The organism is Neobacillus rhizophilus (assembly GCF_018343535.1).
Lineage (GTDB): Bacteria > Bacillota > Bacilli > Bacillales > Cytobacillaceae > Neobacillus > Neobacillus rhizophilus.
The window spans coordinates 510,805-533,484 of the sequence record NZ_JAGYPF010000001.1 but is presented as its reverse complement, the minus strand read 5'-3'; the positions used below and the strand labels follow the sequence as shown (position 1 = coordinate 533,484).

24 protein-coding genes and 1 riboswitch are annotated in these 22,680 nt (G+C 41.7%); of the genes, 20 read left to right on the top strand and 4 right to left on the bottom strand.

The genetic code is table 11. The annotated features are described in order from the left end of the window. Positions 1–31 precede the first annotated feature (31 nt). The 9 genes from thiM to KHA99_RS02520 all read left to right on the top strand — a co-directional run bounded on the left by thiM (position 32) and on the right by KHA99_RS02520 (position 7,484). On the top strand, positions 32–835 hold the full coding sequence (gene thiM / locus KHA99_RS02560; RefSeq protein WP_213115857.1) for a hydroxyethylthiazole kinase: 804 nt from the start codon (positions 32–34) through the stop codon (positions 833–835). A 16-nt stretch (positions 836–851) separates the two neighbouring features. Further along, positions 852–1,664 carry a bifunctional hydroxymethylpyrimidine kinase/phosphomethylpyrimidine kinase gene (thiD, locus tag KHA99_RS02555; protein ID WP_213115856.1) on the top strand — a complete coding sequence of 271 codons (813 nt, stop codon included), beginning with the start codon at positions 852–854 and terminating at the stop codon, positions 1,662–1,664. After that, positions 1,661–2,326 carry a thiamine phosphate synthase gene (gene thiE / locus KHA99_RS02550; protein WP_213115855.1) on the top strand — a complete coding sequence of 222 codons (666 nt, stop codon included), beginning with the start codon at positions 1,661–1,663 and terminating at the stop codon, positions 2,324–2,326. The genes thiD and thiE overlap by 4 nt, the downstream gene beginning before the upstream one ends. Then, the gene (gene thiW / locus KHA99_RS02545) at positions 2,310–2,819 is read left to right on the top strand and encodes an energy coupling factor transporter S component ThiW (protein WP_213115854.1); all 510 of its coding nucleotides are present in this window, start codon (positions 2,310–2,312) and stop codon (positions 2,817–2,819) included. Before thiE ends, thiW begins: the two co-directional genes overlap by 17 nt. Continuing rightward, positions 2,820–2,924, top strand: a riboswitch (TPP riboswitch). A 73-nt stretch (positions 2,925–2,997) separates the two neighbouring features. Further along, on the top strand, positions 2,998–4,287 hold the full coding sequence (locus KHA99_RS02540; protein WP_307851969.1) for an acetylornithine deacetylase: 1,290 nt from the start codon (positions 2,998–3,000) through the stop codon (positions 4,285–4,287). A gap of 5 nt (positions 4,288–4,292) precedes the next feature. Next, positions 4,293–4,964 (top strand): thiaminase II, encoded by a 672-nt coding sequence (gene tenA, locus KHA99_RS02535; RefSeq protein WP_213115853.1) that lies wholly within the window; start codon positions 4,293–4,295, stop codon positions 4,962–4,964. Further along, a complete protein-coding gene (locus KHA99_RS02530; protein WP_249366400.1) occupies positions 4,939–5,709 on the top strand; it encodes an ABC transporter ATP-binding protein in 771 nt (256 codons plus the stop codon). The genes tenA and KHA99_RS02530 overlap by 26 nt, the downstream gene beginning before the upstream one ends. Further along, positions 5,699–6,466, top strand: a complete 768-nt coding sequence (locus KHA99_RS02525; protein WP_213115852.1) for an ABC transporter permease — start codon at positions 5,699–5,701, stop codon at positions 6,464–6,466. The genes KHA99_RS02530 and KHA99_RS02525 overlap by 11 nt, the downstream gene beginning before the upstream one ends. Positions 6,467–6,488: 22 nt before the next feature. Then, positions 6,489–7,484 (top strand): ABC transporter substrate-binding protein, encoded by a 996-nt coding sequence (locus KHA99_RS02520; protein WP_307851968.1) that lies wholly within the window; start codon positions 6,489–6,491, stop codon positions 7,482–7,484. 83 nt (positions 7,485–7,567) lie between these two features. Here the strand turns inward: KHA99_RS02520 and KHA99_RS02515 are convergent, their stop codons facing one another. Together KHA99_RS02515 and KHA99_RS02510 are read right to left on the bottom strand one after the other, a co-directional pair. Next, complete coding sequence (locus KHA99_RS02515; RefSeq protein WP_213115850.1) at positions 7,568–8,305, bottom strand: protein-glutamine gamma-glutamyltransferase; 738 nt, start codon at positions 8,303–8,305, stop codon at positions 7,568–7,570. 215 nt (positions 8,306–8,520) lie between these two features. Continuing rightward, positions 8,521–9,735 carry an MFS transporter gene (locus KHA99_RS02510; RefSeq protein WP_213115849.1) on the bottom strand — a complete coding sequence of 405 codons (1,215 nt, stop codon included), beginning with the start codon at positions 9,733–9,735 and terminating at the stop codon, positions 8,521–8,523. Positions 9,736–9,907: 172 nt separating this feature from the next. On the opposite strand from KHA99_RS02510, the gene KHA99_RS02505 reads away from it, so the two are divergent. Next, a complete protein-coding gene (locus KHA99_RS02505; protein ID WP_249366399.1) occupies positions 9,908–10,729 on the top strand; it encodes a hypothetical protein in 822 nt (273 codons plus the stop codon). 776 nt (positions 10,730–11,505) lie between these two features. Here KHA99_RS02505 and KHA99_RS02500 read toward each other — a convergent pair. Continuing rightward, a complete protein-coding gene (locus KHA99_RS02500) occupies positions 11,506–11,787 on the bottom strand; it encodes a hypothetical protein (RefSeq protein WP_213115848.1) in 282 nt (93 codons plus the stop codon). A 194-nt stretch (positions 11,788–11,981) separates the two neighbouring features. Here KHA99_RS02500 and KHA99_RS02495 point away from each other — a divergent pair, with 194 nt between their 5' ends. From KHA99_RS02495 to KHA99_RS02480, 4 genes are all read left to right on the top strand, one after another. Continuing rightward, on the top strand, positions 11,982–13,265 hold the full coding sequence (locus KHA99_RS02495; protein WP_213115847.1) for an MFS transporter: 1,284 nt from the start codon (positions 11,982–11,984) through the stop codon (positions 13,263–13,265). An 86-nt stretch (positions 13,266–13,351) separates the two neighbouring features. Then, positions 13,352–13,669, top strand: coding sequence for a hypothetical protein (locus KHA99_RS02490; RefSeq protein ID WP_213115846.1), 318 nt, complete (start codon positions 13,352–13,354; stop codon positions 13,667–13,669). A 568-nt stretch (positions 13,670–14,237) separates the two neighbouring features. Beyond that, the gene (ltrA, locus tag KHA99_RS02485; RefSeq protein ID WP_213115845.1) at positions 14,238–15,512 is read left to right on the top strand and encodes a group II intron reverse transcriptase/maturase; all 1,275 of its coding nucleotides are present in this window, start codon (positions 14,238–14,240) and stop codon (positions 15,510–15,512) included. Between the two features lie 206 nt (positions 15,513–15,718). Further along, positions 15,719–17,089, top strand: a complete 1,371-nt coding sequence (locus KHA99_RS02480; RefSeq protein ID WP_213115844.1) for an MATE family efflux transporter — start codon at positions 15,719–15,721, stop codon at positions 17,087–17,089. Positions 17,090–17,183: 94 nt separating this feature from the next. On the opposite strand, the gene KHA99_RS02475 is transcribed toward KHA99_RS02480, so the two are convergent. Then, positions 17,184–17,381, bottom strand: a complete 198-nt coding sequence (locus KHA99_RS02475) for a hypothetical protein (RefSeq protein WP_213115843.1) — start codon at positions 17,379–17,381, stop codon at positions 17,184–17,186. A gap of 288 nt (positions 17,382–17,669) precedes the next feature. Here KHA99_RS02475 and KHA99_RS02470 point away from each other — a divergent pair, with 288 nt between their 5' ends. The 6 genes from KHA99_RS02470 (at position 17,670) to KHA99_RS02445 (ending at position 22,640) form a co-directional block, all read left to right on the top strand. Further along, positions 17,670–18,191, top strand: a complete 522-nt coding sequence (locus tag KHA99_RS02470; protein ID WP_213115842.1) for a cupin domain-containing protein — start codon at positions 17,670–17,672, stop codon at positions 18,189–18,191. A gap of 112 nt (positions 18,192–18,303) precedes the next feature. Next, positions 18,304–18,909: a TetR/AcrR family transcriptional regulator gene (locus tag KHA99_RS02465; RefSeq protein ID WP_213115841.1), complete on the top strand. Its 606-nt coding sequence runs from the start codon at positions 18,304–18,306 to the stop codon at positions 18,907–18,909. Between the two features lie 197 nt (positions 18,910–19,106). Next, positions 19,107–19,247 (top strand): YrzI family small protein, encoded by a 141-nt coding sequence (locus KHA99_RS02460; RefSeq protein WP_213115840.1) that lies wholly within the window; start codon positions 19,107–19,109, stop codon positions 19,245–19,247. A 245-nt stretch (positions 19,248–19,492) separates the two neighbouring features. Next, positions 19,493–20,533, top strand: coding sequence for a tripartite tricarboxylate transporter substrate binding protein (locus KHA99_RS02455; protein WP_213115839.1), 1,041 nt, complete (start codon positions 19,493–19,495; stop codon positions 20,531–20,533). Positions 20,534–20,594: 61 nt separating this feature from the next. Next, positions 20,595–21,050: a tripartite tricarboxylate transporter TctB family protein gene (locus KHA99_RS02450; RefSeq protein WP_213115838.1), complete on the top strand. Its 456-nt coding sequence runs from the start codon at positions 20,595–20,597 to the stop codon at positions 21,048–21,050. Between the two features lie 63 nt (positions 21,051–21,113). Continuing rightward, positions 21,114–22,640, top strand: a complete 1,527-nt coding sequence (locus tag KHA99_RS02445; RefSeq protein ID WP_213115837.1) for a tripartite tricarboxylate transporter permease — start codon at positions 21,114–21,116, stop codon at positions 22,638–22,640. Positions 22,641–22,680 lie beyond the last annotated feature (40 nt).

Genomic DNA, 22,680 nt, shown 5'->3' with positions numbered 1-22,680 from the left:
TTTTTTTATTTTTTAAAAGGAGGAAAAGGATTTGCTTAAAAACACTTTGTTTGAAACATTGCAAAAAGTAAGAGATGCTAAACCGCTTGTACATAATATTACGAATGTAGTGGTAACCAATTTTACTGCGAATGGACTTTTGGCTCTTGGTGCTTCACCGGTAATGGCCAATGCTGTTGAAGAAGCAGCCGATATGGCAAGGATTGCTAGTTCACTAGTTTTAAATATTGGTACGTTAAATCCGCAAACGGTAGATTCGATGATTTTGGCAGGGGAGGCGGCCAATGAACAGGGTATTCCGGTTATTTTTGACCCGGTGGGTGCAGGGGCAACCCCTTATCGGACGGAAACAGCGCAAAGAATCATGAGGGAATTAAAGATATCCATCATTCGCGGGAATGCCGCTGAAATTGCCAATGTCGTTGGCGAGAAATGGGAAATCAAGGGTGTTGATGCGGGACGCACAAATGGTAATATTGCCGATCTTGCCATTACTGCTGCAGAAAAATTAAACTGTATCGTCGTCATCACAGGGAAAGAAGATGTTATTACCAATGGCAGGACTACATACGTTGTGGCTAATGGGCATCCATTGTTAACAAAAGTGACAGGTACTGGCTGTCTGTTAACCTCCGTTATTGGTGCGTTTACAGGGGTAGAAAAAGATTTAATGCAGGCGTCTGTTGCTGCAGTCTCGATATACGGAATAGCCGCAGAAAAGGCGGCGGAACTAACGGTGGAATCAGGCCCAGGCAGCTTTCAAATCGAATTTTTGAACCAGCTTTCGAAGGTTGCTTCAGATGACATCAATCTTTACGCTTCCATAAAAAAATAGCTGGAGGAGAGCAATAATGAAAATGGCGTTAACGATTGCAGGTTCCGATTCAGGCGGCGGGGCAGGAATTCAGGCGGACTTAAAAACGTTTCAGGAGTTAGAGGTTTTTGGCATGTCCGCATTAACCGCCGTTACTGCGCAAAATACATTAGGCGTCCATGGGGTTTATCCAATGACAGCCGAAGTTGTTATCGAACAGATGAAAGCCATCGGTGAGGACATGGGGACCGATGCGGTGAAAACGGGTATGTTATTTAATGCGGAAATTATCGAAGCTGTATCTGTTAATCTTACAAAATATCATTGGGATAATGTTGTTGTCGATCCTGTAATGATTGCCAAAGGCGGAGCTTCCTTGCTGCAGATGGAAGCAATTTCTGCGATGCAGAAATTTTTATTGCCGCTTGCCAAAGTGGTAACCCCGAACATTCCCGAGGCTGAGGTTCTAACCGGGATGTCTATACGTACAGCGGAAGATAAGCGTGAAGCAGCAAAAAAATTACATGCCTTAGGGGTGCAGAACATTGTTCTGAAAGGCGGCCATGATGAAAACCCTTCAGAATCGATAGATCTCCTATTCGATGGAAAAGAATTCTATACTTTTACGAGTAAGCGAATTCCGACTAAGAACACACACGGCACTGGCTGCACTTTTTCAGCAGCGATTACCGCCGAACTGGCTAAGGGAGCAGATGTATATCAAGCGGTCATCAAGGCGAAGGATTTTATTCAAGCTGCAATTGAAGATGGAATTGCGATTGGTCAGGGACATGGGCCGACAAACCATGGTGCTTACCGGAAAAGAATCATGGAGATGGTCCAATCATGATAAACTTACGCGAAGCATTGAAAGTATATTTTATTATGGGAACAGCAAACTGCATGAAGGACCCGATTGAGGTATTGAAAGAAGCCATCGCCGGAGGAATTACCTTTTTTCAATTTCGGGAAAAAGGCAAAGAGGCTTTAATCGGGGAAGAAAAATATGCTCTTGCGAAAAAACTGCAAAGCCAATGCAAAGAACACAGAATTCCGTTTATCGTTAATGATGATATTGAACTAGCAATCAGGCTTAACGCAGATGGGGTTCATATCGGTCAGGAGGATGAACCGGCTGAAACAGTCAGGCGTCAAATTGGCGATAGTAAAATTCTTGGTGTATCCGTTCATACTCCTGAGGAAGCAGAAGGAGCACTTAGTGCCGGTGCCGATTATTTCGGAATTGGACCGGTATTTCCAACAAAAACGAAGGCCGATGCAAAGCCATCAAGAGGGACTGCACTTATCGAGGAACTGCGAAGCCAAGGAATTGCTGTACCAATCGTTGGAATTGGCGGGATTACAAGTGAAAATGCGGCAACTGTAGTGGAAGCCGGAGCTGATGGCGTTTCAGTTATAACCGCCATCAGCCTTGCCGATTCACCGCTCTTAGCTGCAAAGGCTTTACGAAAAAGTGTAGGGGAGAGAGGAAATCATGAAAAAAACGTATAAGCTTACGTTAACTGCCATGATGATTGCGATGGGGACTCTTTCAAGTAATTTGGTCGTGATTCCGATTGGCTTTACAAAGGTTTTTCCAATGCAGCATTTTTTAAATGTCCTTTCTGGGGTACTGTTGGGCCCTTATTATGCCGTGGCCCAGGCCTTTTGTGTTTCCCTGCTTCGGAATATGATGGGGACGGGGTCGCTTTTTGCGTTTCCTGGAAGCATGGTCGGGGCGTTTCTAGCCGGACTATTATTTTGGAAAACTAGAAAAATCTACTTTGCTGTTATAGGAGAAGTTATTGGGACGGGAATTCTTGGAGCATTGCTTTCCTATCCTATTGCAACCCTAATCCTCGGGCAGAAAGCAACGCTATTCGGGTTTATCCCATTATTTATTTTTAGTTCCTTTGCCGGAGCACTGCTTGGATTTGTGATTTTAACGATTTTCTTAAGGAAGAAAGTGCCGCTTGGCGAGAAAAATATTACCGTAACTAAATAGGAACTTCACTGGGGGAAGCCTTAAAGGCTTGAGATGGGGCACGGCTCCGAACCCTTTGAACCTGAACTGGATGATACCAGCGGAGGGAAGTGGAACGATCAGAACCCACTCTTACCTTTGCTATAAAGAGTGGGTTTTATTGTTTTAAAACCTAGAATGAATTTAGGAGGCTTTAGGAATGGCTGATCTGGAAAATTTAATAGAAACGATTGGACAAGAAGTGGAAGCTAGGGAAGCCGAACTGCTTAAACTTTTGAGCGACCTAATTGCGTTTCCGACTGAAAGTCCTCCGGCCCGCAATACAACGAAAATCCAGAAGTTTCTTAAAAGCTATTTAGGAGACATGGGATTTCAAATCGATATGTGGGAAGTATATCCTGGGGATTCGAATGTGGTTGGAATTTTAAAGGGTGAATCCTCTGAGCAATATAATAGTTTAATTGTCAATGGACATGTGGATGTTGCTGAGGTTGGCGACGAGAAGGAATGGGGGCTTGTCCCGTTTTCTGCCAGAATCAAGGATCCTTATATTTATGGACGGGGCGTTGCCGATATGAAGGGAGGTATTGCCGCATCCCTCATTGCTATTAAACTTTTAAAAGAGCTTGGGGTTCCGCTTAAAGGGGATTTGCAATTTCAGTCTGTTATCGGGGAAGAAGTTGGCGAGGCAGGAACGCTTGCTTGTTTGGAAAGGGGCTATTCTGCTGACTACGCAGTAGTAGTAGACACAAGCGATTTACATATCCAAGGGCAGGGCGGCGTCATAACCGGCTGGATAACAATTCAAAGCAAAGAAACCTATCATGATGGAATGAGAAGAAGGCTGATTCATGCCGGCGGAGGCGTCAACGGCGCCAGTGCGATTGAAAAAATGGTGAAAATCATCGAAGGTCTTCAAGAGCTTGAACGCCACTGGGCTGTGACAAAAAGCTACGAAGGTTTTCCATCAGGTATGAATACAATTAACCCTGCTGTGATTGAGGGCGGAAGGCATGCTGCGTTTGTTGCCGACCGCTGTGCCTTGTGGGTAACCGTTCATTTCTACCCAGATGAAGATTACGAAGAGATTATAAAGGAAATTGAGCAGCATATTGGTGCAGTGGCAGCAGCGGACCCCTGGCTTCGTGACAATCCACCGGAATTTGTTTGGGGCGGTAAATCCATGATAATCGATCGTGGTGAAATATTCCCTTCCTTAGAGCTTGATTTGGACCATTCCGGAACCCGAATGCTGGCAAGCTCCTTTGAAAAAACGCTTATGAAAGAGCCTCTACTGGATATGTCAACGACGGTAACAGATGCTGGCTGGCTAGGCCGGGCAGGAATTCCGACAGTTATTTTTGGACCGGGAAAACTTGAGGATGCCCATGCTGTTAATGAGAAGGTCGAGATTCGGCAATTGTTAGACTTTACAAAAGTGTTAGCACAATTTATTGCTGTCTGGTGTAACACAGAGAAGGAGGCGTAAAGCCAATGAAATTTTCAGAACGGCTTTTTGAAAAAGTTAACTGTATTTGGGAGAAAACACATGAGCATCCATTCGTAGTCGGGTTGGGACGTGGTGATCTCCCGGTCGAATCTTTTATTCGCTATATGAAGCAGGACTATGTGTTTCTTATTGACTATTCAAAGTTGTTTGCGTTTGGAACGGTGAAGGCGAGAGATGTCGAGACCATGGCGGCTTTTGCAAAGCTTTTAGAGGAAACATTAAATGGTGAAATGGACCTGCACCGCAAGTATGCGAAACGGTTTGGAATTACGGAACAGGATCTTGAAGGCACGGAACCTACTCCGATAAATTTAGCTTATACCCGCTACATGCTGAATGTGGCTCAAAATGGTTCCTTGGAGGAATTAATATCAAGCCTGCTGCCATGTATGTGGAGCTATTGGGAAATTGGCAAAACGCTAGCAGAAAACTATCAAAACTCTAGCAATCATCTATTATACGGCGACTGGGTCAAAATGTATTCTTCTGATGAATTTGGGTCGCTGGCTATCTGGCTAATAGATTTGCTAGACCAATTAACGGAAGGAAAACCAGAGCGAGAATTGGCGGTTTTAGAAGAGCATTTTCTCATAACATCCAGATTTGAGTATATGTTCTGGGACATGGTCTATGAGGGAGGAGATTGGCCTGTCTAATTCAACTATGTTACACATCGAAGATTTAACATATAGGTTTGATAGGGACGCTTGGCCGATTTTTCAACAGCTTTCGCTCGATTTAAAGGCGGGGGAGTTTGTTTCGCTTATTGGCCCAAGCGGATCAGGTAAAAGCACACTTTTTAAATTAATTACCGGACTGCTTAAACCAGGCCAGGGAAAAATACAAATTGCTGGGGAACTAACCTCAGGCAGACTAGGAAAAGTTGGCTATATGCCGCAAAAAGATTTACTGCTGCCTTGGCGGACGGTAATAGAAAACGTGCTGTTGCCCTTAGAAATCGTGAAAGAGGACAAGCGGGAAAAGTCACACGAAATCCGTGCTTGGTTATCGCGCTTGGGCCTTGAGGAATATGAAAATGCTTATCCAGATGAATTATCAGGCGGAATGAAACAGCGTGTCGCCTTTTTACGGACCATTATGACAGGCAGGGAACTTTTATTGTTGGATGAACCGTTTGGAGCACTGGATTCATTAACGAAACGAACAATGCATAGCTGGTTATTGGGGCTATGGGGTGAGCTTCAAAAGACCGTTCTGTTCATAACACATGATCTCGAGGAGGCAATATTATTAAGCGATAGAATTCTTCTCCTTCAAAATAGAGGAATCCAGGAATACAAGGTCATCCTGCCAAGACCACGAAACTCAGAATCTATTTATCAACCAGAGTTTATTTCGATGCGTAAAGAATTGGAGCGGCTGATACAGCATGAAAAGTAAATGGAAAAGGTGGGCCGGAGAATACGGTTTGTTTTTGCTGACGGCCATTTGTTTAATCAGTATTTGGCAGTGGGTAGTTGAAGCTGGAATGGTGCCTTCATTTATTCTGCCTGCACCTATGGCAATCGGCGAGGCACTTGTGAATAATCGTGAGATTCTTTTGGGCGAGCATTTACCGGCGACATTCTTAGAGGTTTTGATTGGCTTTGGACTTTCGCTTATAGGAGGGCTGTTTTTAGGCGTTGGTATGCATTTTTCTAGGATATTAGAAAAAGTGCTTTATCCTTTTCTAATCATCTCGCAAACGATCCCGATGATTGCCATATCGCCGATTTTTATCATGTGGTTCGGTTATACCATTTGGAGCAAGGTAGCGGTGACGATTTTGGTTGCCTTTTTCCCAATCGTTGTAAGTACTTATGACGGGTTGAAGACGGGCGGAAGCGAATATCGTGAGTTACTGTTAACAATGGGGGCCGGACGCTGGACTATTTTTAAAAAGGTGCAGGTTCCGATGGCCTTGCCACCCATCATGTCCGGTTTGAAGATGGCGGTGGTTTATTGTGTCGTCGGCGCCACTATCGGAGAGTGGCTGGGGGCAAGTGAAGGGCTGGGCTATTTTAGCCGGAGGATGTCTTCGAATCTCCAGTCAGATTCGGTCTTTGCAGCTATTTTTCTGCTTTCTTTAATGGGAATTGTGTTGTTTTTGTTTATAAGCTTACTAGAAAAAAATGTAATAAAAAATAAGATTCGTTAATTGGTGAAAGGAAGTCATTATGGTGAAAAAAAGTTTATTAATTATGGTATGTTTGCTGCTTCTGTTGGTTAGCGCATGCGGGAAGGCAGGGGACAATAAGTCCTCAAGTAAAAAGGAGGGCCTTCAGAAAGTCAGCTTGATGCTTGACTGGTATCCGAATGCCGTTCACTCGTTTCTTTTTGCTGCACAAGAAAAGGGGTATTTCAAAAAACAAGGACTGGATGTCGACATTCAAATGCCTGCAGACACGAACGATCCTTTAAAACTTGTGGCCGCTGGAAAATTTGACATGGCGATCAGTTACCAGCCGCAGGTATTGGTAGCACGTGGAGAGGATATTCCTGTTCGGTCATTCGCTGCTCTCGTTAGACATCCGCTTAACCAATTAATGGTTGCAGCCGATAGCCCGATTCAATCACCGAAGGATTTGGCTGGACGGACGATCGGCTATCCATCGATTCCATTGGATGAAGCGATCATTCAAACGATGGTAAAGGCAAATGGCGGAGATGCTGGAAAGATAAAAATGGTCGATGTCGGCTGGGACTTGATTCCAGCTATGGCTACGAAAAAAACCGATGCCTTGATTGGCGGCTATATCAATCATGAGAAATTATTGCTTGATAAAGAGGGACACCCCATGCGTACATTAAATCCAGCAGATTATGGTGTACCAGACTATTATGAATTGGTGCTGGTAGGAAGTGAAAAAGGGTTAAAGGAAAAACCTGAAGTATTTAAGAAGTTTATGGCCGCCATAAGAGATGGACAAAAATATGTTGCGAACCATCCGGAAGAGGGGCTGTCCATTCTACTAAAGCATGAAGACAAATCATCGCCACTGGAAAAGGACATCGAGACGAAGAGCCTCGAAATTCTGCTGCCGTTGATGGATGCAGGAGATAAACCATTCGGCTACCAGGATTCTGTAGTCTGGGAACATGCCGCAAAATGGCTAAAGGATACCAAAATTATCAATAAGGATATCAAACCAGAAGATGCCTACATTAACTTTTAATAGATAATAATCTTGAGAATTTTAAGGATGTCATGTTCAGGCACCGTAAGTGGACAAATGTCCACGCGCGGTGCCTGAAACCATTACTGATATGTTAGAAAATATGAATAATTGGGGCGAGAGATCATGTTCATCAGGTATGCTGAGTGGTTGGGGCTGGGTTTTCGTTTTTTGTTTAGGAAGTCTATAATGACTTTGGCGTTTCGGATACCGATTCCGTGGCCATAGTATTGATCGTCGCCAAAATAGATGACATTTTCCGCTCTCCAATGAGGTTCCTTTGGACTGAAATCTGGATTGTTGAAATGAAGAGCATCTCCTGGTAAATAATCATCACCAAATTTTTGGTATATCGGCAAATCCTCATCAAATTGCCAGTCCATTAAATATAGGCGTTCAAACAGCAGATCAAATCGTGTTCTGCCAATTGAATAAAGAGTAGCAATATATAATACAATGGCTATAGCAGTGGCACACTCAAATGCATATAGCTTTCCGTTTTTTAAGATGTCTAGAATGGCAGTCGAAGGACTTGCCCCTGGCTTTAGTAGGAACCCTCCGTTGCCGAGCCGGTCCCAATATTTTTTATTGCAGATTGCATAGGTAAAGGTTGTAAATATTGCGCCGCTTATGTTCAGTTCACGGGCAGCTCTCATCGTATTAGACCGAAAAGTCAGTTCGAATTTAAGCTGCTCAACGGTTTGATACGAATAAACCTCTTCATAAGCAGTCATTTGTTTTATAATTTTCCGCTGTTCTTGGTTGGAGATTTGTTTATAAAGCTCCTCAGCCTTAACAACCTGATTATTTATACGAATCATATTCTTTCCCCCCCGAAATCAGATATCAGCCTACCTTTACATTATGTTTAATCCCTAGTTGTGACACTTAAAATAAATTCTTCACTGCCTAGTTTTAAAAACAAAAAGTTGGGATAAAAGCCCCAACTTTTAAAGAATAATTTCCATATTATGTGTCCGTATCTGGAGGACCTTGTCCACGCTTGGTGCATGGCACCTTCATACATAGAACAACATCATTGTGATACCTTCATTGACACTTTCAGGGATTTCATGTACATGAGCAGGAAGACAAGGGCGCTAATGAATCTTAATACGGTGCTGATGTTTAGGGCATTGACGATGCCTCCGATTTCGAGCAGCCAGATGCCGATTTGCGGTGCGATGAAGGCAACGAAGGAAAGAAGAACGTTGTAGGTGGTGATGCAATAGGTTCTCTTTTCCTTCGGTGATTGCTCGAGTAATAGGTTAAACAACAGCAGCACGGTCCCTGATACAAAGAAACCCGAAGTCATGCTGACAAACGTTAAATAATAAAGGTTCGTAGATAGAGCATTTAATAAAGGCGCAGTAGCCATTCCAGCCGCCACCCACACGAGCATTAATGTATTGGATTTTTGATCTGCCCATTTTTTCCAGAGCGGATAGGAAAAAATTTGTACTAGCTGATTCGCAACAGAGAAAATACTAATCCACAGAATCGTGGCATGAGCATATTTTACGTTATAAATATTGAACAGTCCCCAAGCCATTTGCCAAGTGAAATTAAAACACAGGGCAGCGATCAGAAACCATTTATAGCCCCGGTCCTTAAAAATTGACCAATCCATCGAAGAATTCTTCGGTTCCTTCACCTGTTTCAACTGTATCGTTTCCTTATGCTTCATTAAGAAAACAACTTCCAGTACACCAAAGCCAAAGGCTATAAAAAATAAGGTCTGGTATGCAGCCGCGTTATCTGTTTCTTTCTTCATGACAATCCCGATAATCAGTGTTGTTACCATTCCTACCAAGGTTAAAAGCCGGTTACGGTCGCTGAAAAATGTACCTCTTCGTTCTTCGGAAATCATCCCGCTGATTAATGTTTGCCAGCCTACGTTTGAAATGGTACCGGGAACATTCATTAAGGCAATAATCAATAAAAATGTCCATGCCTGCATGGATGACTGCAAATAAACCACACCAATGAGCAGTAAAAACAATACCCTTGCCCATAGAACGGACAAGGCAACGGTTTTCTTTTGCTCTTCCAACCGATTTAAGATAACGGCAGCAGGAATGGTCATAATGAGGGCGACAAGCGGCGGCAGAGAACTGATTAATCCGACCTGATAATTGCTCGCCCCAAGAATGGAAATGGCAAAGATGGGAAAATAATTGCTTGCCAAGTTTGTCGCAACAGTCGACACCATTCCATGATATATGCTGATTTTTTCATTGTAAGTACGCATCTGTCTCCACCGTTCATCTTTAAATATACAAAGCTATTATACATCCAAAAATCTTCGTTGCACTAAGTATTTTTTAAAAAATAAACCCATCATCACTTTCGCCGTTTTTAGGCCAGTCAAGAAGAACATGCTATAATAAAAATACAAATCAGAATGGAAGGACGTGCAATATTTGGCAGCACAGCAGTCTCAATTGACGAAAAAGAAGCCAACCCAATACATACCGCCAATGGGAGAATATGAGAGCTTTCAAAGCGAAGAGGATTTTAAAGGGAAGCTGAAGGAATGGGGGTTGTCAGCAGCCAAAAAAGAATTTTGGTATAAGGACAGAGGATTTCAATGCTTGGTAAGCATAAAAGGCTATGAAATGTACGGAAATCAAAACTACACCCTTGTAATAGAATTTTCAGATGGAAACCTTAGCTGTATTCACCCGGCTTATTTAAAGGAAATGCAGCAGGCAAGTTTCGGGAAGGAAAGCATGCTTACGCTTGAGGATCGGGATGTGAAGGTAGAGGAAGCAGATACCGCAGTTAGTCAGGAGGAATCTGCAAAAATTGATCTGGAGAGTAAAGCAGAAACAAAGGAAATCAACTCCCAAGCCGGGCCGGCCAAACCGGCAAAAGTAAAAGAGGCTAAACCTAAAAAGGAAAAGGCGCCTAAAATAGAGCTGCCTGCAGATAAAGTGCATTTTACAGCCACTGTGAAGCAATTCGCCCTGACCTACAACGCGTTTAACGAAGAAAATGATGAAGTCGTTGTCCTTGAAAATGTCCAAATCGTCCAGGAAAATCCTCTCGCCTTTGGACTAGCCTGGTGCAGCCACAGCAAAACACTGAAAAAATTTGAGCTTGCCCCTGGGGATATTCTCGAGTTCGATGGGAAGGTTGCCGCAAAAAAACTTGCAAAAGGGAAGGACGCGGCGGAGGAGTTCACTGTCGAAGTGCCAGTGTTATATAAAATTAATAATCCTTCAAAAATAACGAAACAATAAAAACAGGGACCTTTATTGGTCCCCCAGGCTGTCGAGAAGCTATCAACAGCCTTATATTTTACTCATATTCTTTAATGATTAACCGCGTTAAATTGTTATTATATTATAAATATAAGTCTTTTCAACAAGTCTGTTGATTGGCGCTCCAGGCACTTCGCTTTCCGCGGGCGTGCCGGGGAGCCTCCTCATCGCTTCGCTCCTGCGGGGTCTCCCCTGCCCCGTACTCCCGCAGGAGTCTTCGTGCCTTCCGCGCCAATCAACGGTGTATTCAATAAAGTTCTACAACTCCAATAAAATAAGTGGTGAATTCAATGGTCAATCCAATAGAGTATTGCTATAGTGAATATGAATTTGTTTCTATCGATGGATTAGTCCAGACGACAACCTTTTTCGCTTGATTTATATTGGTTTCTCTTTTCTTCCTAGTTACGGGCATTGAATAATGTAAGAGAACAGACTCACCTTATTGCAGTCTGTCAAGATATGAAAAAGATTGCAACACACTTAGCAAAGATGGAAAATGTGTGTTGCAAAACTTAGGTTGATTTGCCTCCCTGTTGATTGGAGCGGAGGGCTCTCGACTCCTGCGGGATATAGAGGTCACTGGAGACCCCGCAGGCGCCAAAGCGCCGAGGAGGCTCCAGGAGCTCCCCGCGGAAAGCGAGTGCCCGGAGCGGAAATCAACAGGCCAGTTAGCAGGGATAAACAACTAAAGGTTGGTCATTTAGGTTTTTACAAAATTAAAAATTGCTGAAAAAATACCCTTTCTCGACGGTTCAATTTGGAAAATACATTTCCATACTGTTACAGCCTTTGCGTAACATGAAGTAGTTTTGAAAATCAGTATTTACTGATACACTGTCATAATCCTTAATGGAAATGGAAAAGGTTTTTCCATCTTTTTTTGAAAATAAAAGCACTCCATTTAAAAATTGTATTTTATCAAAATGAAATCCATCTCTTTTCCATAAAAAATCTTCGTCCTCATAGTAGTTTAAAACGACCTGCCTATCGTGGTAATTCTCAAAAATAGAAAAATTAGATATTCTTTTTTCCAATTTTATCACCTTCCCCTGTAGATTTATTTTAGTAAATATGGATGCAGGAACGGGGTGACGGGAATCACATATGACAATTATTTCGAGAACCAAAATTTTTTATATGTAACCGCCTCCATCGGAAATTAGGGAATTCATCTAGGGAAATATGGAGTATAATAAGGAAATAATCAATACAACAGGGGTATGGAACATTGGAAAAACAAAATAGCAATTATAGATGGATAGTTTTTACGGCAGTGTTGTTTACGTATTTTATTATTGTAAGTCAAAGAACAGCACCTGGATTAATTTCGGATCAATTAATGAAGGATTTCCATTTACCAGCGGCCACGATTGGTTTGTTGGCAAGTATACAGTTTTTGGCGTATGCCGGACTGCAAATTCCGATTGGGATTTTATCTGACCGTTTGGGTCCAAATTATTTTCTTATTGGCGGCACCCTCCTGACAGGGCTTGGGACAATTATTTATAGTACTGCAGCGAATGAAGCCATTCTTTTTGCGGCAAGATTGCTGGTGGGAATAGGGGATGCCGCCATTTGGGTCAATTTGGTGTTGATTTTAAGCGGGTGGTTTAGAGCCAATGAATTTGTAAAATTACTTGGCTTAGCGGGAATGGCCGGAAGCCTTGGATTTTTATTGGCGACAGTTCCCTTCTCTGCCTTTATTGCTTCATTTGGGTGGAGACCGCCTTTTTTGACAACGGGTATTATTCTCTGCCTTATAGCAATTCTTTTATATTGTGTTTTGGTTATAAAGCCAAATCAAATAGGCTTGAACAAAACCAAGCCGCAACAGTCTTACCTTAAAAAACAGCCGCGGCAGGAAAAAACATTGGTAATGCTGCGACGGATTTTTTCAAATCGTCAGGCATGGGCTGCTTTTTTCTGCCATTTTGGAGCAGTTGGGACGTATGTTGGATTTATTGGTTCATGGGCAGTGCCATACGGAATGCACGTATATGACATGACAAGATCCGCTGCCAGCCAGCTTGTTATGATTGGCTTGATTGGCGCCATCATCGGCGCGCCTGTAACAAGCTGGTTTTCAGCACGGATTGATTCACTCAAAAGGCCATATGTCCTGGTTCATGTTGTTATTTTTTTAAGCTGGACTGTCATTTGGCTTTTCGGTGGAAATCCGCCTGTGTTCCTTCTTTATATTCTTTTCTTTTTAATAGGATATGGAAATGGCGGCAGTACTCTAACCTTTGCGGTCGTTCGACAGTCTTTCCCCATTAAGGAGGTTGGCGTAGTCACAGGATTCGCAAACACAGGCGGCTTTATCAGCGCAGTACTTTTGCCTAGCATTTTTGGTAAGGTATTAGACCACTTTCATTCATTCGGTGCAAGTGTGGGGTACCACTATGGCTTTATTATTCCAGCCGTATTTGCGCTGATCGGCTTACTCGGCGGGATGATGATCAAGGAAAATCGGCGCGAAGTGAACAGACCAAGTGAAGAAGCAATTGTATAAGCATGAGTAATTGGGCGATAAGCCTATCCCTCATTCAATTTGGACACATATACTAATTTGTAACCATTTTGAGGAGGAGATAAAGAATGGATAGACAAGTAACAATTGGTTTACCGGGCGGAGGTTATGCACCACCTGGGCATCCGGGCATGGGGTATCCAGGCGTGCAACTAGGCATGGGTTATCCTGGTTATCCGGGAATGGGCTACCATCACGGCCATGGTGGTTATTATCCGGGACATGGGTATCACCACGGCCACGGCGGGTATTATCCGGGACACGGGTATCACCACGGCCACGGCGGTTATTATCCGGGACACGGGTATCACCACGGCCACGGCGGTTATTATCCAGGACATGGATCTCATCACGGCCACGGTACCTACCAGCCAGGCCAAGGTTGAAAAGGTTAATTAACAGAACAGGTTGTTCATGAAAAATTAAGCAGGGGCTATGGCTCCTGCTTTTAATTGTGTGCCAGGCATGGCAACTATCTAGGTGGTGAAAGTCCACTGTGGGGGTACACATCAACCAACCACTAAGGAAGCGCAAGGTACTTATCGTGAGGTAAGGGCTGGAGGAAGCGTGGAATAAAATCTTGGCTCGACGAACAGAAATCTGATACTAAGGCTTTACAAAGGGATGAGGCTCCAATTCAAGTCAAAGTCCAAAAGATGTGCGTAACTTTGTAGAGTAAATCAGGCGAGTAAAAGAGGAAAGATTGTTGTCTTACCCTGGGAGGTCTTGCGGGTGTACAACTAGTACAGTCGAAAAAGGTTAGCCGCAAGAAGTCAGCAGAAGCCATAGTAGTGAAATTAGTTCATGAAGGGCTGAACAATTTATAGTGTTTCAACGCCACGAATGCATAAGTGACGTACTCCGAATGTGTTAATGGGGAAAGTATGAGCGTATCTCAAAGGATAACCAAAATGGAGCTATCACTTATTACGTGAGAGGAAAGGAGAAACGAGTGTGGAACTTTTAGAACAGATTCTAAGCAATCAAAATATGAATGAAGCCTACTTACGTGTCTATAAAAACAAAGGTGCTAGTGGGATTGATGGAATAACAGTCGATGAACTGAAGCGATATCTGAAAGAGAACAAAGATGAGCTACGTCAGCGCATCAGAACAAGAAAATACCAACCACAAGCTGCCTTAAGAGTGGAAATCCCAAAAGAAAATGGCAAGATGCGCATGTTGGGAATACCAACAGTAGTGGATAGAGTAGTTCAACAAGCAATTCATCAAGTTCTCAGTCCGATATTCGAAAAGCAATTCAGCGAATTCAGTTACGGCTTTAGACCAAAAAGAAGCTGTGAGATGGCTATTATAAAAAGTTTGGAAATTCTGAATGATGGACACGATTGGGTAGTAGACATTGACCTTGAAAGATTCTTCGATACAGTTCATCATGATAAACTCATGCGAATTATCGCAAACACAATCGATGATGGTGATGTCATCTCGTTAATCAGAAAATACTTAGTAAGTGGAGTTATGGTAAATGGGAAATATAAAGAGACTCCCGTCGGGACTCCGCAAGGAGGAAACCTCAGTCCATTATTGAGTAATATTATGTTAAACGAACTAGATAAGGAACTAGAAAGTAGAGGATTGCGTTTCGTTAGATATGCGGATGACTCCCTAATCTTTGTGAAGAGCGAGCAAGCAGCAAACAGAGTGATGAAATCAATCGTGAGATTTATAGAAGGAAAATTAGGGTTGATAGTTAATGCAGAAAAGAGTAAAATCTCTCGCCCTAAAGAGTTAAAATTCTTAGGATTTGGATACTACTATGACTTCAAAACTGAGAGATACCAAGTGAAACCTCACCCAAAGTCATTACAGAAATTTCAAAGAAAGCTACGACAACTTACAAAACGAAACGGGAGCGTCTCTCTAGATTTCAGAATTCTTAAGCTTAAACAAGTCATTTTTGGATGGGTGAACTACTTTAGAATTGCAAACATGAGAAAAGCAATGACCCAAATAGATATGAAATTACGCTCAAGAATAAGAGTAATCATTTGGAAACAATGGAAAGTTCCTAGAAAACAAATCAAGTCGCTAATCCAACTAGGTATACCCGAAGAAGAAGCAAAAGGATTAACGTTCTGCCGGAAAGGTTACCGGTATATCGGGTTATCGAAAGTTGTTCAAAGAGCAATCTCAAACAAAAGACTAAAGCAGAGGGGGATACCCTCTGCTCTTGAACGTTACTTAAAAGTACACACTGTAATATAAATTGAAACGCCGTATACGCGATCCGTTCGTACGGTGTTGTGAGAGGGGCGAAAATAAACTGCTTTATTTTCCCTCTACTCGATTTTGCGGGCTTATTAATTTCACAGCGGATATTTTGAACCACAGAAACGAAAATAATAGAGGAAAATGGAACAAATATTTAGTATAATTATTTTTTGAATGTATTTTTAAGGAGTTTACTACCCATGAATCAGACTATCACCTTGAAGGATAAAATAAAACAAATCTTCGTTCTGTTAATTCCAATTTTAATCACCCAGCTCGGGATGTTTTCCATGGTGTTTTTCAATACGATCATGTCGGGAAAATATCATTCAACCGACCTGGCCGGTGTCGCGATTGGTTCTTCGATTTGGAATCCAATTTTTACTGGATTGAGCGGCATTCTCCTAGCAGTATCGCCGATTGCTGCACAATATTTTGGCGAAAAAAAGAGCCATGAAGTTGCAGCTGTGGTTAAGCATGGTGTGTATCTTTCCATCATATTAACATTGGTTATCATTGTTTTTGGTTTCTTTTTATTGGCACCGCTTTTAGTAACAATGAATCTTCCAAGTGGCGTGCAGGATACAGCTTTTAACTATCTTGTCGGGCTTAGTTATGGGATTTTGCCGCTTTTCATTTTTAATGTATTACGCTCGTTTATTTATGCATTAGGAAAAACTCGTGTTGTTATGGTGATCATGATTTCATCCCTGCCGGTAAATTTTCTGTTAAACTATGTGTTTATTTTTGGAAAATGGGGCTTTCCTGAGGTAGGTGGTGCTGGTGCCGGTTATGCTACATCGATTACCTATTGGGTAATTTTAGCTTTTACGGTTTTGATTGTGTTAAAACAAGAACCGTTCGCTGCGTACCAAGTGTTTAGCAATATGAAGCAATTTTCGTGGTCGAAGTGCAGGGAGATTTTACAAATTGGTGTGCCGATGGGGTTGTCCACGTTTTTTGAAACAAGCATGTTTGCAGTCGTTACTATTTTAATTAGTAAGTTTAATGTAACAACGGTAGCTGCCTATCAATCGGCTTTGAACATCGTGTCGTTCCTTTACATGATACCTATCAGCATTTCAATGGCGCAGACGGTCCTGGTCGGATATGAAGTGGGTGCCCGTCGCTATAAGGATGCCAAGGTCTATAGCTGGCTAGGAATTGTCTTGGCGGTGGTGACTGCGCTTGTCACAGGATTATTTGTGGTGGCTTTTCGCTACGAGGTCGCAGGGTTTTACTCGAACGAGGTGGCCGTTATTAGTCTGACGGCAAACTTCTTAATTTTTGCCTTGTTTTTTCAGATTTCCGATGCCATCCAGGCAACAGCCCAGGCTGCGTTAAGAGGATATAAAGATGTGAATCTGGCCTTCATCATGACGTTAGTTGCCTACTGGCTCATCTGTTTGCCCGCCGGATACCTATTGGCACACTATACCGGATTAGGGGCAAGAGGCTACTGGATCGGCCTCACCATCGGACTCCTCGCCGCAGGAATCGCACTGTCCATCCGTCTCATCTACATCCAAAAACACAAATTTAATAACGTTGAAATGTTGGAAGTGGGGTAAAGTTGCCTGAATCACTATTCCACTAAATCAATGATTCTGAAATTCTGTTAAGAAAAATGAAAAGACGCCATTCTAATAGAATGGCGTCATCTTGTTAAAAAAACTTTTTTATACCAAATAATTTTAGTAATGGATTTTGGTTTTTATCTGTGATTTGCAGTTCATTCATAACTAATTTTTCTTGATTATCAGTTATCCACTTTTTCAATTCTTGCTTATCCCTGCATTGTGTATAATATGTTTCCCCACCCTTACCAAGAGCATTGACAACATATCTACAAGTGTTCCCCATAATGCCCACCTTTACGTGTGTAATATATTTATATATTGCATTATAGCAGGCTTTTAAAAATAGTCCATCGTTATTTTGTATCAAATTTATACAAATTTTTCATATTCTCCTAGAAGCTCAATCATAGATTTGACTTTTCTTAATAGACAAATTAACATTTAAAAAAATACTTTCGGAGGAAAATTTATCTTACTATTTTATTTGCACGTAATATTCAGATAATTGTGGCCCCAAACAAAAATTAAAAATTATTTTTAAATAGTACTCTATGAAGAGGAGAGTAAATATATGGATATTCAAATGCTGAATTCTTTGGTGAAAAATTTGGAGCTGGAGCCTCATCCCGAAGGCGGATATTTTAAACGAACTTTTGAATCTTCCGAGCAGATATCTGACCAAGAGTTAGCTGTGAATTATAATGGAAAACGAAAGCTGTATACAAGTATTTATTTTGCATTGACTTCTGATGACGTTTCCCATTTTCATCGGTTGAAGTCAGACGAATTATGGTATTTTCATGGTGGAAGCTCCTTGACCATTCATATCATTCATGAAAATGGAGAATATGAGGAAATTATGCTTGGATTGAATTTGAACAATGGCGAAGTTCCGCAAGCGCTTGTCCCGAAAAACGCTATTTTCGGTTCATCAGTAAGGGAGAAAGATACATGCTCGCTAGTAGGCTGTATGGTTTCACCTGGCTTTGATTTTCAGGATTTTGAATTGTTTACACAAGACGAGCTATTGCAAAAATATCCTCAGCATAGAAAAATCATTTTGAAACTGGCGTATAAAGAATTGCCAGAATAAATTAATATGTAGAAAATTGATGAATTCATTGATAATTTATGGTAATTAAAACTATAATTAAAATAAACCGACTGGTCATAATATTTTTCGTTCAGCAAAAGGGGGAACAGCTATGCCGCCAATTGTATCCGATTCCTATAAAGAAAAAAAGCGTAAAGAGATATTGGATAGTGCTCTTGTCTGCTTTGCTCAGAAAGGATTCCTGGTTGCTACCGTTGACGACATTGTGCAGCATTCCGGAATTAGCAAAGGGGCCATCTATAATTATTTCAAAAGCAAAGATGAAATTTTTCTGGAATTGATGAAGGCGAGTACTGAGGCTACGTATGAAAAACTAACTGGCGAATTGGAGAAATGCACCAATTCCATAGATAAAATAATACATCTATTTGATATGTATTTATCACCAAAGGATCGAGAAGATATCGGCAATATTGTTGTACACGATGAATTTAAACTTCATGCCTCTCGTCACCCAGAATTGTTGGAAAAATTAAACCAGCGAAGACAAGAGTATTTTATCCAGCTTTTTTCACAAATCATTAAAGAGGGTCAGCATTCAGGAGAGATAAAAAAGGACCTGAAGCCAGAAATTTATGCCAATGTATTTTGGTCGATGATTGATGGGGTAATGATTCAAACTATCTATCCCGACTTTCCAAGTAATGATGTGATTAACGAGATGAAGGAAATGTTTTTAAGAAAAATTAAGGCTTAGCCTGACGAGAACCGCATGTGGAACAAACTTTTCCATATGCGTTTTTTTCAAAAAGTTCAGCGCAAAATCATTGAATTCTGCATAAATATATAATAAAATCAAAATAGACTTAGCAGTCTATTTTGAAGGGTATCTTTTTTTAGAGACTAAATAAACCGACTGGTCATTTTAAAAAGTGAAAGAAAGGTGGTCAAATTATGACTCTAAATATTTTGTTTTTAACCATCACCATCACAAAACGAACAAAAAGTTTAAAAGAGGCAATACAGGATGATTATATAGAGAAACTACATGATGAGAATAAAAATCAACGTATTTCGATGAGGCATTTAAAATAATCATAGAGGTTAGGGCGGAGGCCCTAGCTTTTTTTGTTTGGCTGGACCGGATGAATGGTCCAAGATGTCCGCCTAACGAAATTTTTGAGGCACGAGAACCGTCCCCACGACTCATTTTTGACGATTGTGTGAACAAAATGAACAAAATGATTAATAAGGTTTTAATGCTGTTTAAGTGTATAAACTTTCAATATTCTAATTTTTTTATAGAATTAAGTAAACGTTTACAAGGGGGAATTAAAGAGATGATTAGTTTCAAAAAATTTTCTACAGTGGTGACTGCAGGAGCGTTGGCATTAAGCCTAGCTGCATGTAGCAGCGGTGCCAGCAAAGAAACTTCCAGTCCAGCAGCCAAAAAAGAAGAAGGGACAGGCTATCCTACCAAAGCCATTTCCGTTGTGGCACCATCTGGGGCAGGCGGCGGCTGGGATTTAACAGCACGTTCCTTCACAAAAATCTTAAGCGAAACCAAATTGGTGGAACAGCCTTTAACAGTTGAAAACAAGCCGGGCGGGGGCGGTGCTGTGTTTATGGCGGAATACGCCACACAGCAAGCGGCAAACAATGATATGCTATTCGTTAACTCACCGCCAATCATTATTAACAACTTGAAAAAAGAAGGTAACAGCCCATATGGTTATAAAAACACAACACCATTGGCACAGCTGACAAAAGACTATGGAGCAATCGTTGTAAAAGCGGATTCAAAATTTAAAGATTTAAAATCTGTATTAGATGAAGTGAAGAAAGATCCTACTAAACTAACATTTGCCGGCGGTTCCGCACCTGGCTCAATGGACCACTTAATCTCCATTCTTCCGGCATTTAAATACGGAGTGGATCCAACTAAAATTAAGTATGTTTCCTACGATGGCGGCGGCGAAGCGATTACCGCATTACTTGGCGGCAACGCAGACGTGATCGGCACAGATGCTTCCAGCGTGAAAGAATTCTTAAAAGCAGGCAAGATTCGCGTATTGGCGATTACTTCAGCAAAACGTTTAGGCGGCGATTTCAAAGACGTTCCAACCGCTAAAGAACAAAGTGTAGATGCAGAGTTCACGATTTGGCGCGGTGTGTTTGGGCCTGAAAAAATGTCTAAAGAAGCAAAAACATATTGGGAAAAAACAATCGACAAGCTTGTTCAAACTCCAGAGTGGAAAAAGGAAGTAGAAACACAAGGCTGGGAACTGGAATACAAAAACAGTGCTGACTTCCAAAAATTCTTAGGGGAGCAGGATAAGCAAGTCAAAGAATTATTAACAGCATTAGGCATGCAGAAGTAATAAAGGCGGGAAGGAGTAACTTTTCTCCTTCCCTTATTTTTTCAAAAAAGGAGGACTTCGAATGGATTTAAAATTTGACCGTATTGCCTCGGTTCTGTTTCTAGCAGTAGGCGTACTGTTTATCATCGGCAGCCGGCAACTTACCAGCTCGTCTTACGGAAGCGTGGTCGGGCCGGATATTTTCCCGCTCGTCCTTGGCATCGCTTTGGTTTTGTTAAGTATTCGCTTGTTTTTTGAGACATTCCAAAATAAAAGCAATCAGGAAAAGAAAGAAAAATTAGAATATAAGCCATTCATCATTATTTTTATTGCAACTTTGCTTTATATTTTAACGTTGGAATCTATTGGTTATGTAATTACTACTTTCTTATTCTTATTTGTCTGCTTCCAAACGATGGAACGATCAAAATGGGTCAATTCGCTCATCATTTCAGCTTTATTTTCAGGACTTGTTTATTTTTTATTCGTGGAGGTTTTAAAAGGGACATTGCCAGGCTGGCCAGTTTGGTTCTCGTAGGTTTGTCGCAAAAAAACTTCCGCTTTTAAAGGAAATATCAGCTTTTTAGAAAGGAGTACAGATATGGGTACACTAGATTATTTATTACAAGGTTTTGGAACCGCACTTGTCTGGTATAATATTCTATTTGCATTTGTCGGGGTTTTAATTGGTACCGCGGTAGGGGTGCTTCCGGGAATTGGACCTATGAGCGGTGTCGCGCTCTTGATTCCGGTAACAGCATCGATAACCGGCGGACTTCCGCCGGAGCAGGCAGCGACCAGCGCTATCATTCTTCTTGCTGGTGTTTACTACGGGGCGATGTATGGCGGTTCGACAACATCGATTCTATTAAATACGCCAGGAGAATCGTCCTCAGTTGTAACTACATTGGACGGTTATCAAATGGCTAAAAAAGGGAGAGCGGGGAGCGCCCTGTCCATTGCCGCAATCGGCTCGTTTGTGGCAGGAATTTTTACACTTATCGCCCTTATCGTTATGGCAAAGCCGCTTTCTAACGTGGCACTTAAATTTGGACCGGCGGAGTATTTTTCACTAATGCTTTTAGGACTTGGTGCTGTCAGCGGTTTAGCGGGAAAATCGGTTACTAAAGCATTGATTATGACGGTTAGCGGATTATTGCTGGGAACGATTGGTATTGACAACGTCTCGGGGATTGCCCGATTTACCTTCGATGTCCCATGGTTGTATCAGGGGATAGAATTCTTAACGATTGCGGTTGGATTATTTGCAGTCGGAGAGGTGTTCAAGACGATCCTTGAAAAAGAAGAGGAAGATGGTGAAATTGCTAGAATCAACAATATGCTGCCTTCTAAGGAAGAATTCAAGGAATCAGCAGCCCCAATTGCACGCGGTTCCATCCTAGGCTTCTTCGTCGGTATTTTGCCTGGTGCAGGTGCGACGTTGGCATCTTTCTTTTCCTATTTGCTAGAAAAGAAGGTCTCAAAAAATCCATCGAAATTTGGTACTGGTGCGATTGCTGGGGTAGCAGGACCGGAATCGGCCAATAACGCAGCATCCGGCGGTGCGATGATTCCATTGTTAACACTTGGTATTCCTGGGTCAGGGACTACCGCTATCTTAATGGGAGCGCTGATGATGTACAATGTGCAGCCGGGTCCGTTATTGTTTGAGGACCATCCTCAAGTGGCTTGGGGCTTGATTGCCAGTATGTTCATCGGCAATTTAATGCTATTAATCCTAAATCTGCCGCTTGTAAAAGTGTTTGCAAAAATTATTGAGACCCCTAAGAAATACTTGATTCCTATGATTATCGCCATCTCGATTTTCGGTGTTTATGCAGTCCAAGTATCGACTTACGATTTACTTTTATTATTAGCCTGCGGTGTTCTTGGTTACTTTTTAAGTAAAAATGATTATCCGATTGCTCCACTTGTTCTTGGACTTGTTTTAGGCCCGATGATTGAGAATAACCTGAGAAGAGCATTGACCATTTCTAACGGTGATTACACGGTATTTCTTTCCCGCCCAATATCATTAATTTTTCTAATAATCACCCTATTATGGCTCGTTGTGCCATTCCTGATGAAGCGAAGGGGCAAAGAGGTTATCATTAATGTTGAGGGATAAATCTGAAGATTACAAAAAACTCCTTTTTAAAGGAGTTTTT

Bases quoted from the DNA above. Each gene is read 5' to 3' on its own strand.
- KHA99_RS02460 (WP_213115840.1), top strand. From the start codon at position 19,107: ATGACTCTAAATATTTTGTTTTTAACCATCACCATCACAAAACGAACA.
- tenA (WP_213115853.1), top strand. From the start codon at position 4,293: ATGAAATTTTCAGAACGGCTTTTTGAAAAAGTTAACTGTATTTGGGAG.
- KHA99_RS02455 (WP_213115839.1), top strand. From the start codon at position 19,493: ATGATTAGTTTCAAAAAATTTTCTACAGTGGTGACTGCAGGAGCGTTG.
- KHA99_RS02445 (WP_213115837.1), top strand. From the start codon at position 21,114: ATGGGTACACTAGATTATTTATTACAAGGTTTTGGAACCGCACTTGTC.
- KHA99_RS02530 (WP_249366400.1), top strand. From the start codon at position 4,939: ATGAGGGAGGAGATTGGCCTGTCTAATTCAACTATGTTACACATCGAA.
- KHA99_RS02510 (WP_213115849.1), bottom strand. From the start codon at position 9,735: ATGCGTACTTACAATGAAAAAATCAGCATATATCATGGAATGGTGTCG.
- KHA99_RS02480 (WP_213115844.1), top strand. From the start codon at position 15,719: ATGAATCAGACTATCACCTTGAAGGATAAAATAAAACAAATCTTCGTT.
- KHA99_RS02525 (WP_213115852.1), top strand. From the start codon at position 5,699: ATGAAAAGTAAATGGAAAAGGTGGGCCGGAGAATACGGTTTGTTTTTG.
- KHA99_RS02540 (WP_307851969.1), top strand. From the start codon at position 2,998: ATGGCTGATCTGGAAAATTTAATAGAAACGATTGGACAAGAAGTGGAA.
- KHA99_RS02475 (WP_213115843.1), bottom strand. From the start codon at position 17,381: ATGGGGAACACTTGTAGATATGTTGTCAATGCTCTTGGTAAGGGTGGG.
- KHA99_RS02450 (WP_213115838.1), top strand. From the start codon at position 20,595: ATGGATTTAAAATTTGACCGTATTGCCTCGGTTCTGTTTCTAGCAGTA.
- KHA99_RS02490 (WP_213115846.1), top strand. From the start codon at position 13,352: ATGGATAGACAAGTAACAATTGGTTTACCGGGCGGAGGTTATGCACCA.
- KHA99_RS02470 (WP_213115842.1), top strand. From the start codon at position 17,670: ATGGATATTCAAATGCTGAATTCTTTGGTGAAAAATTTGGAGCTGGAG.
- thiW (WP_213115854.1), top strand. From the start codon at position 2,310: ATGAAAAAAACGTATAAGCTTACGTTAACTGCCATGATGATTGCGATG.
- thiE (WP_213115855.1), top strand. From the start codon at position 1,661: ATGATAAACTTACGCGAAGCATTGAAAGTATATTTTATTATGGGAACA.
- KHA99_RS02465 (WP_213115841.1), top strand. From the start codon at position 18,304: ATGCCGCCAATTGTATCCGATTCCTATAAAGAAAAAAAGCGTAAAGAG.
- thiD (WP_213115856.1), top strand. From the start codon at position 852: ATGAAAATGGCGTTAACGATTGCAGGTTCCGATTCAGGCGGCGGGGCA.
- KHA99_RS02515 (WP_213115850.1), bottom strand. From the start codon at position 8,305: ATGATTCGTATAAATAATCAGGTTGTTAAGGCTGAGGAGCTTTATAAA.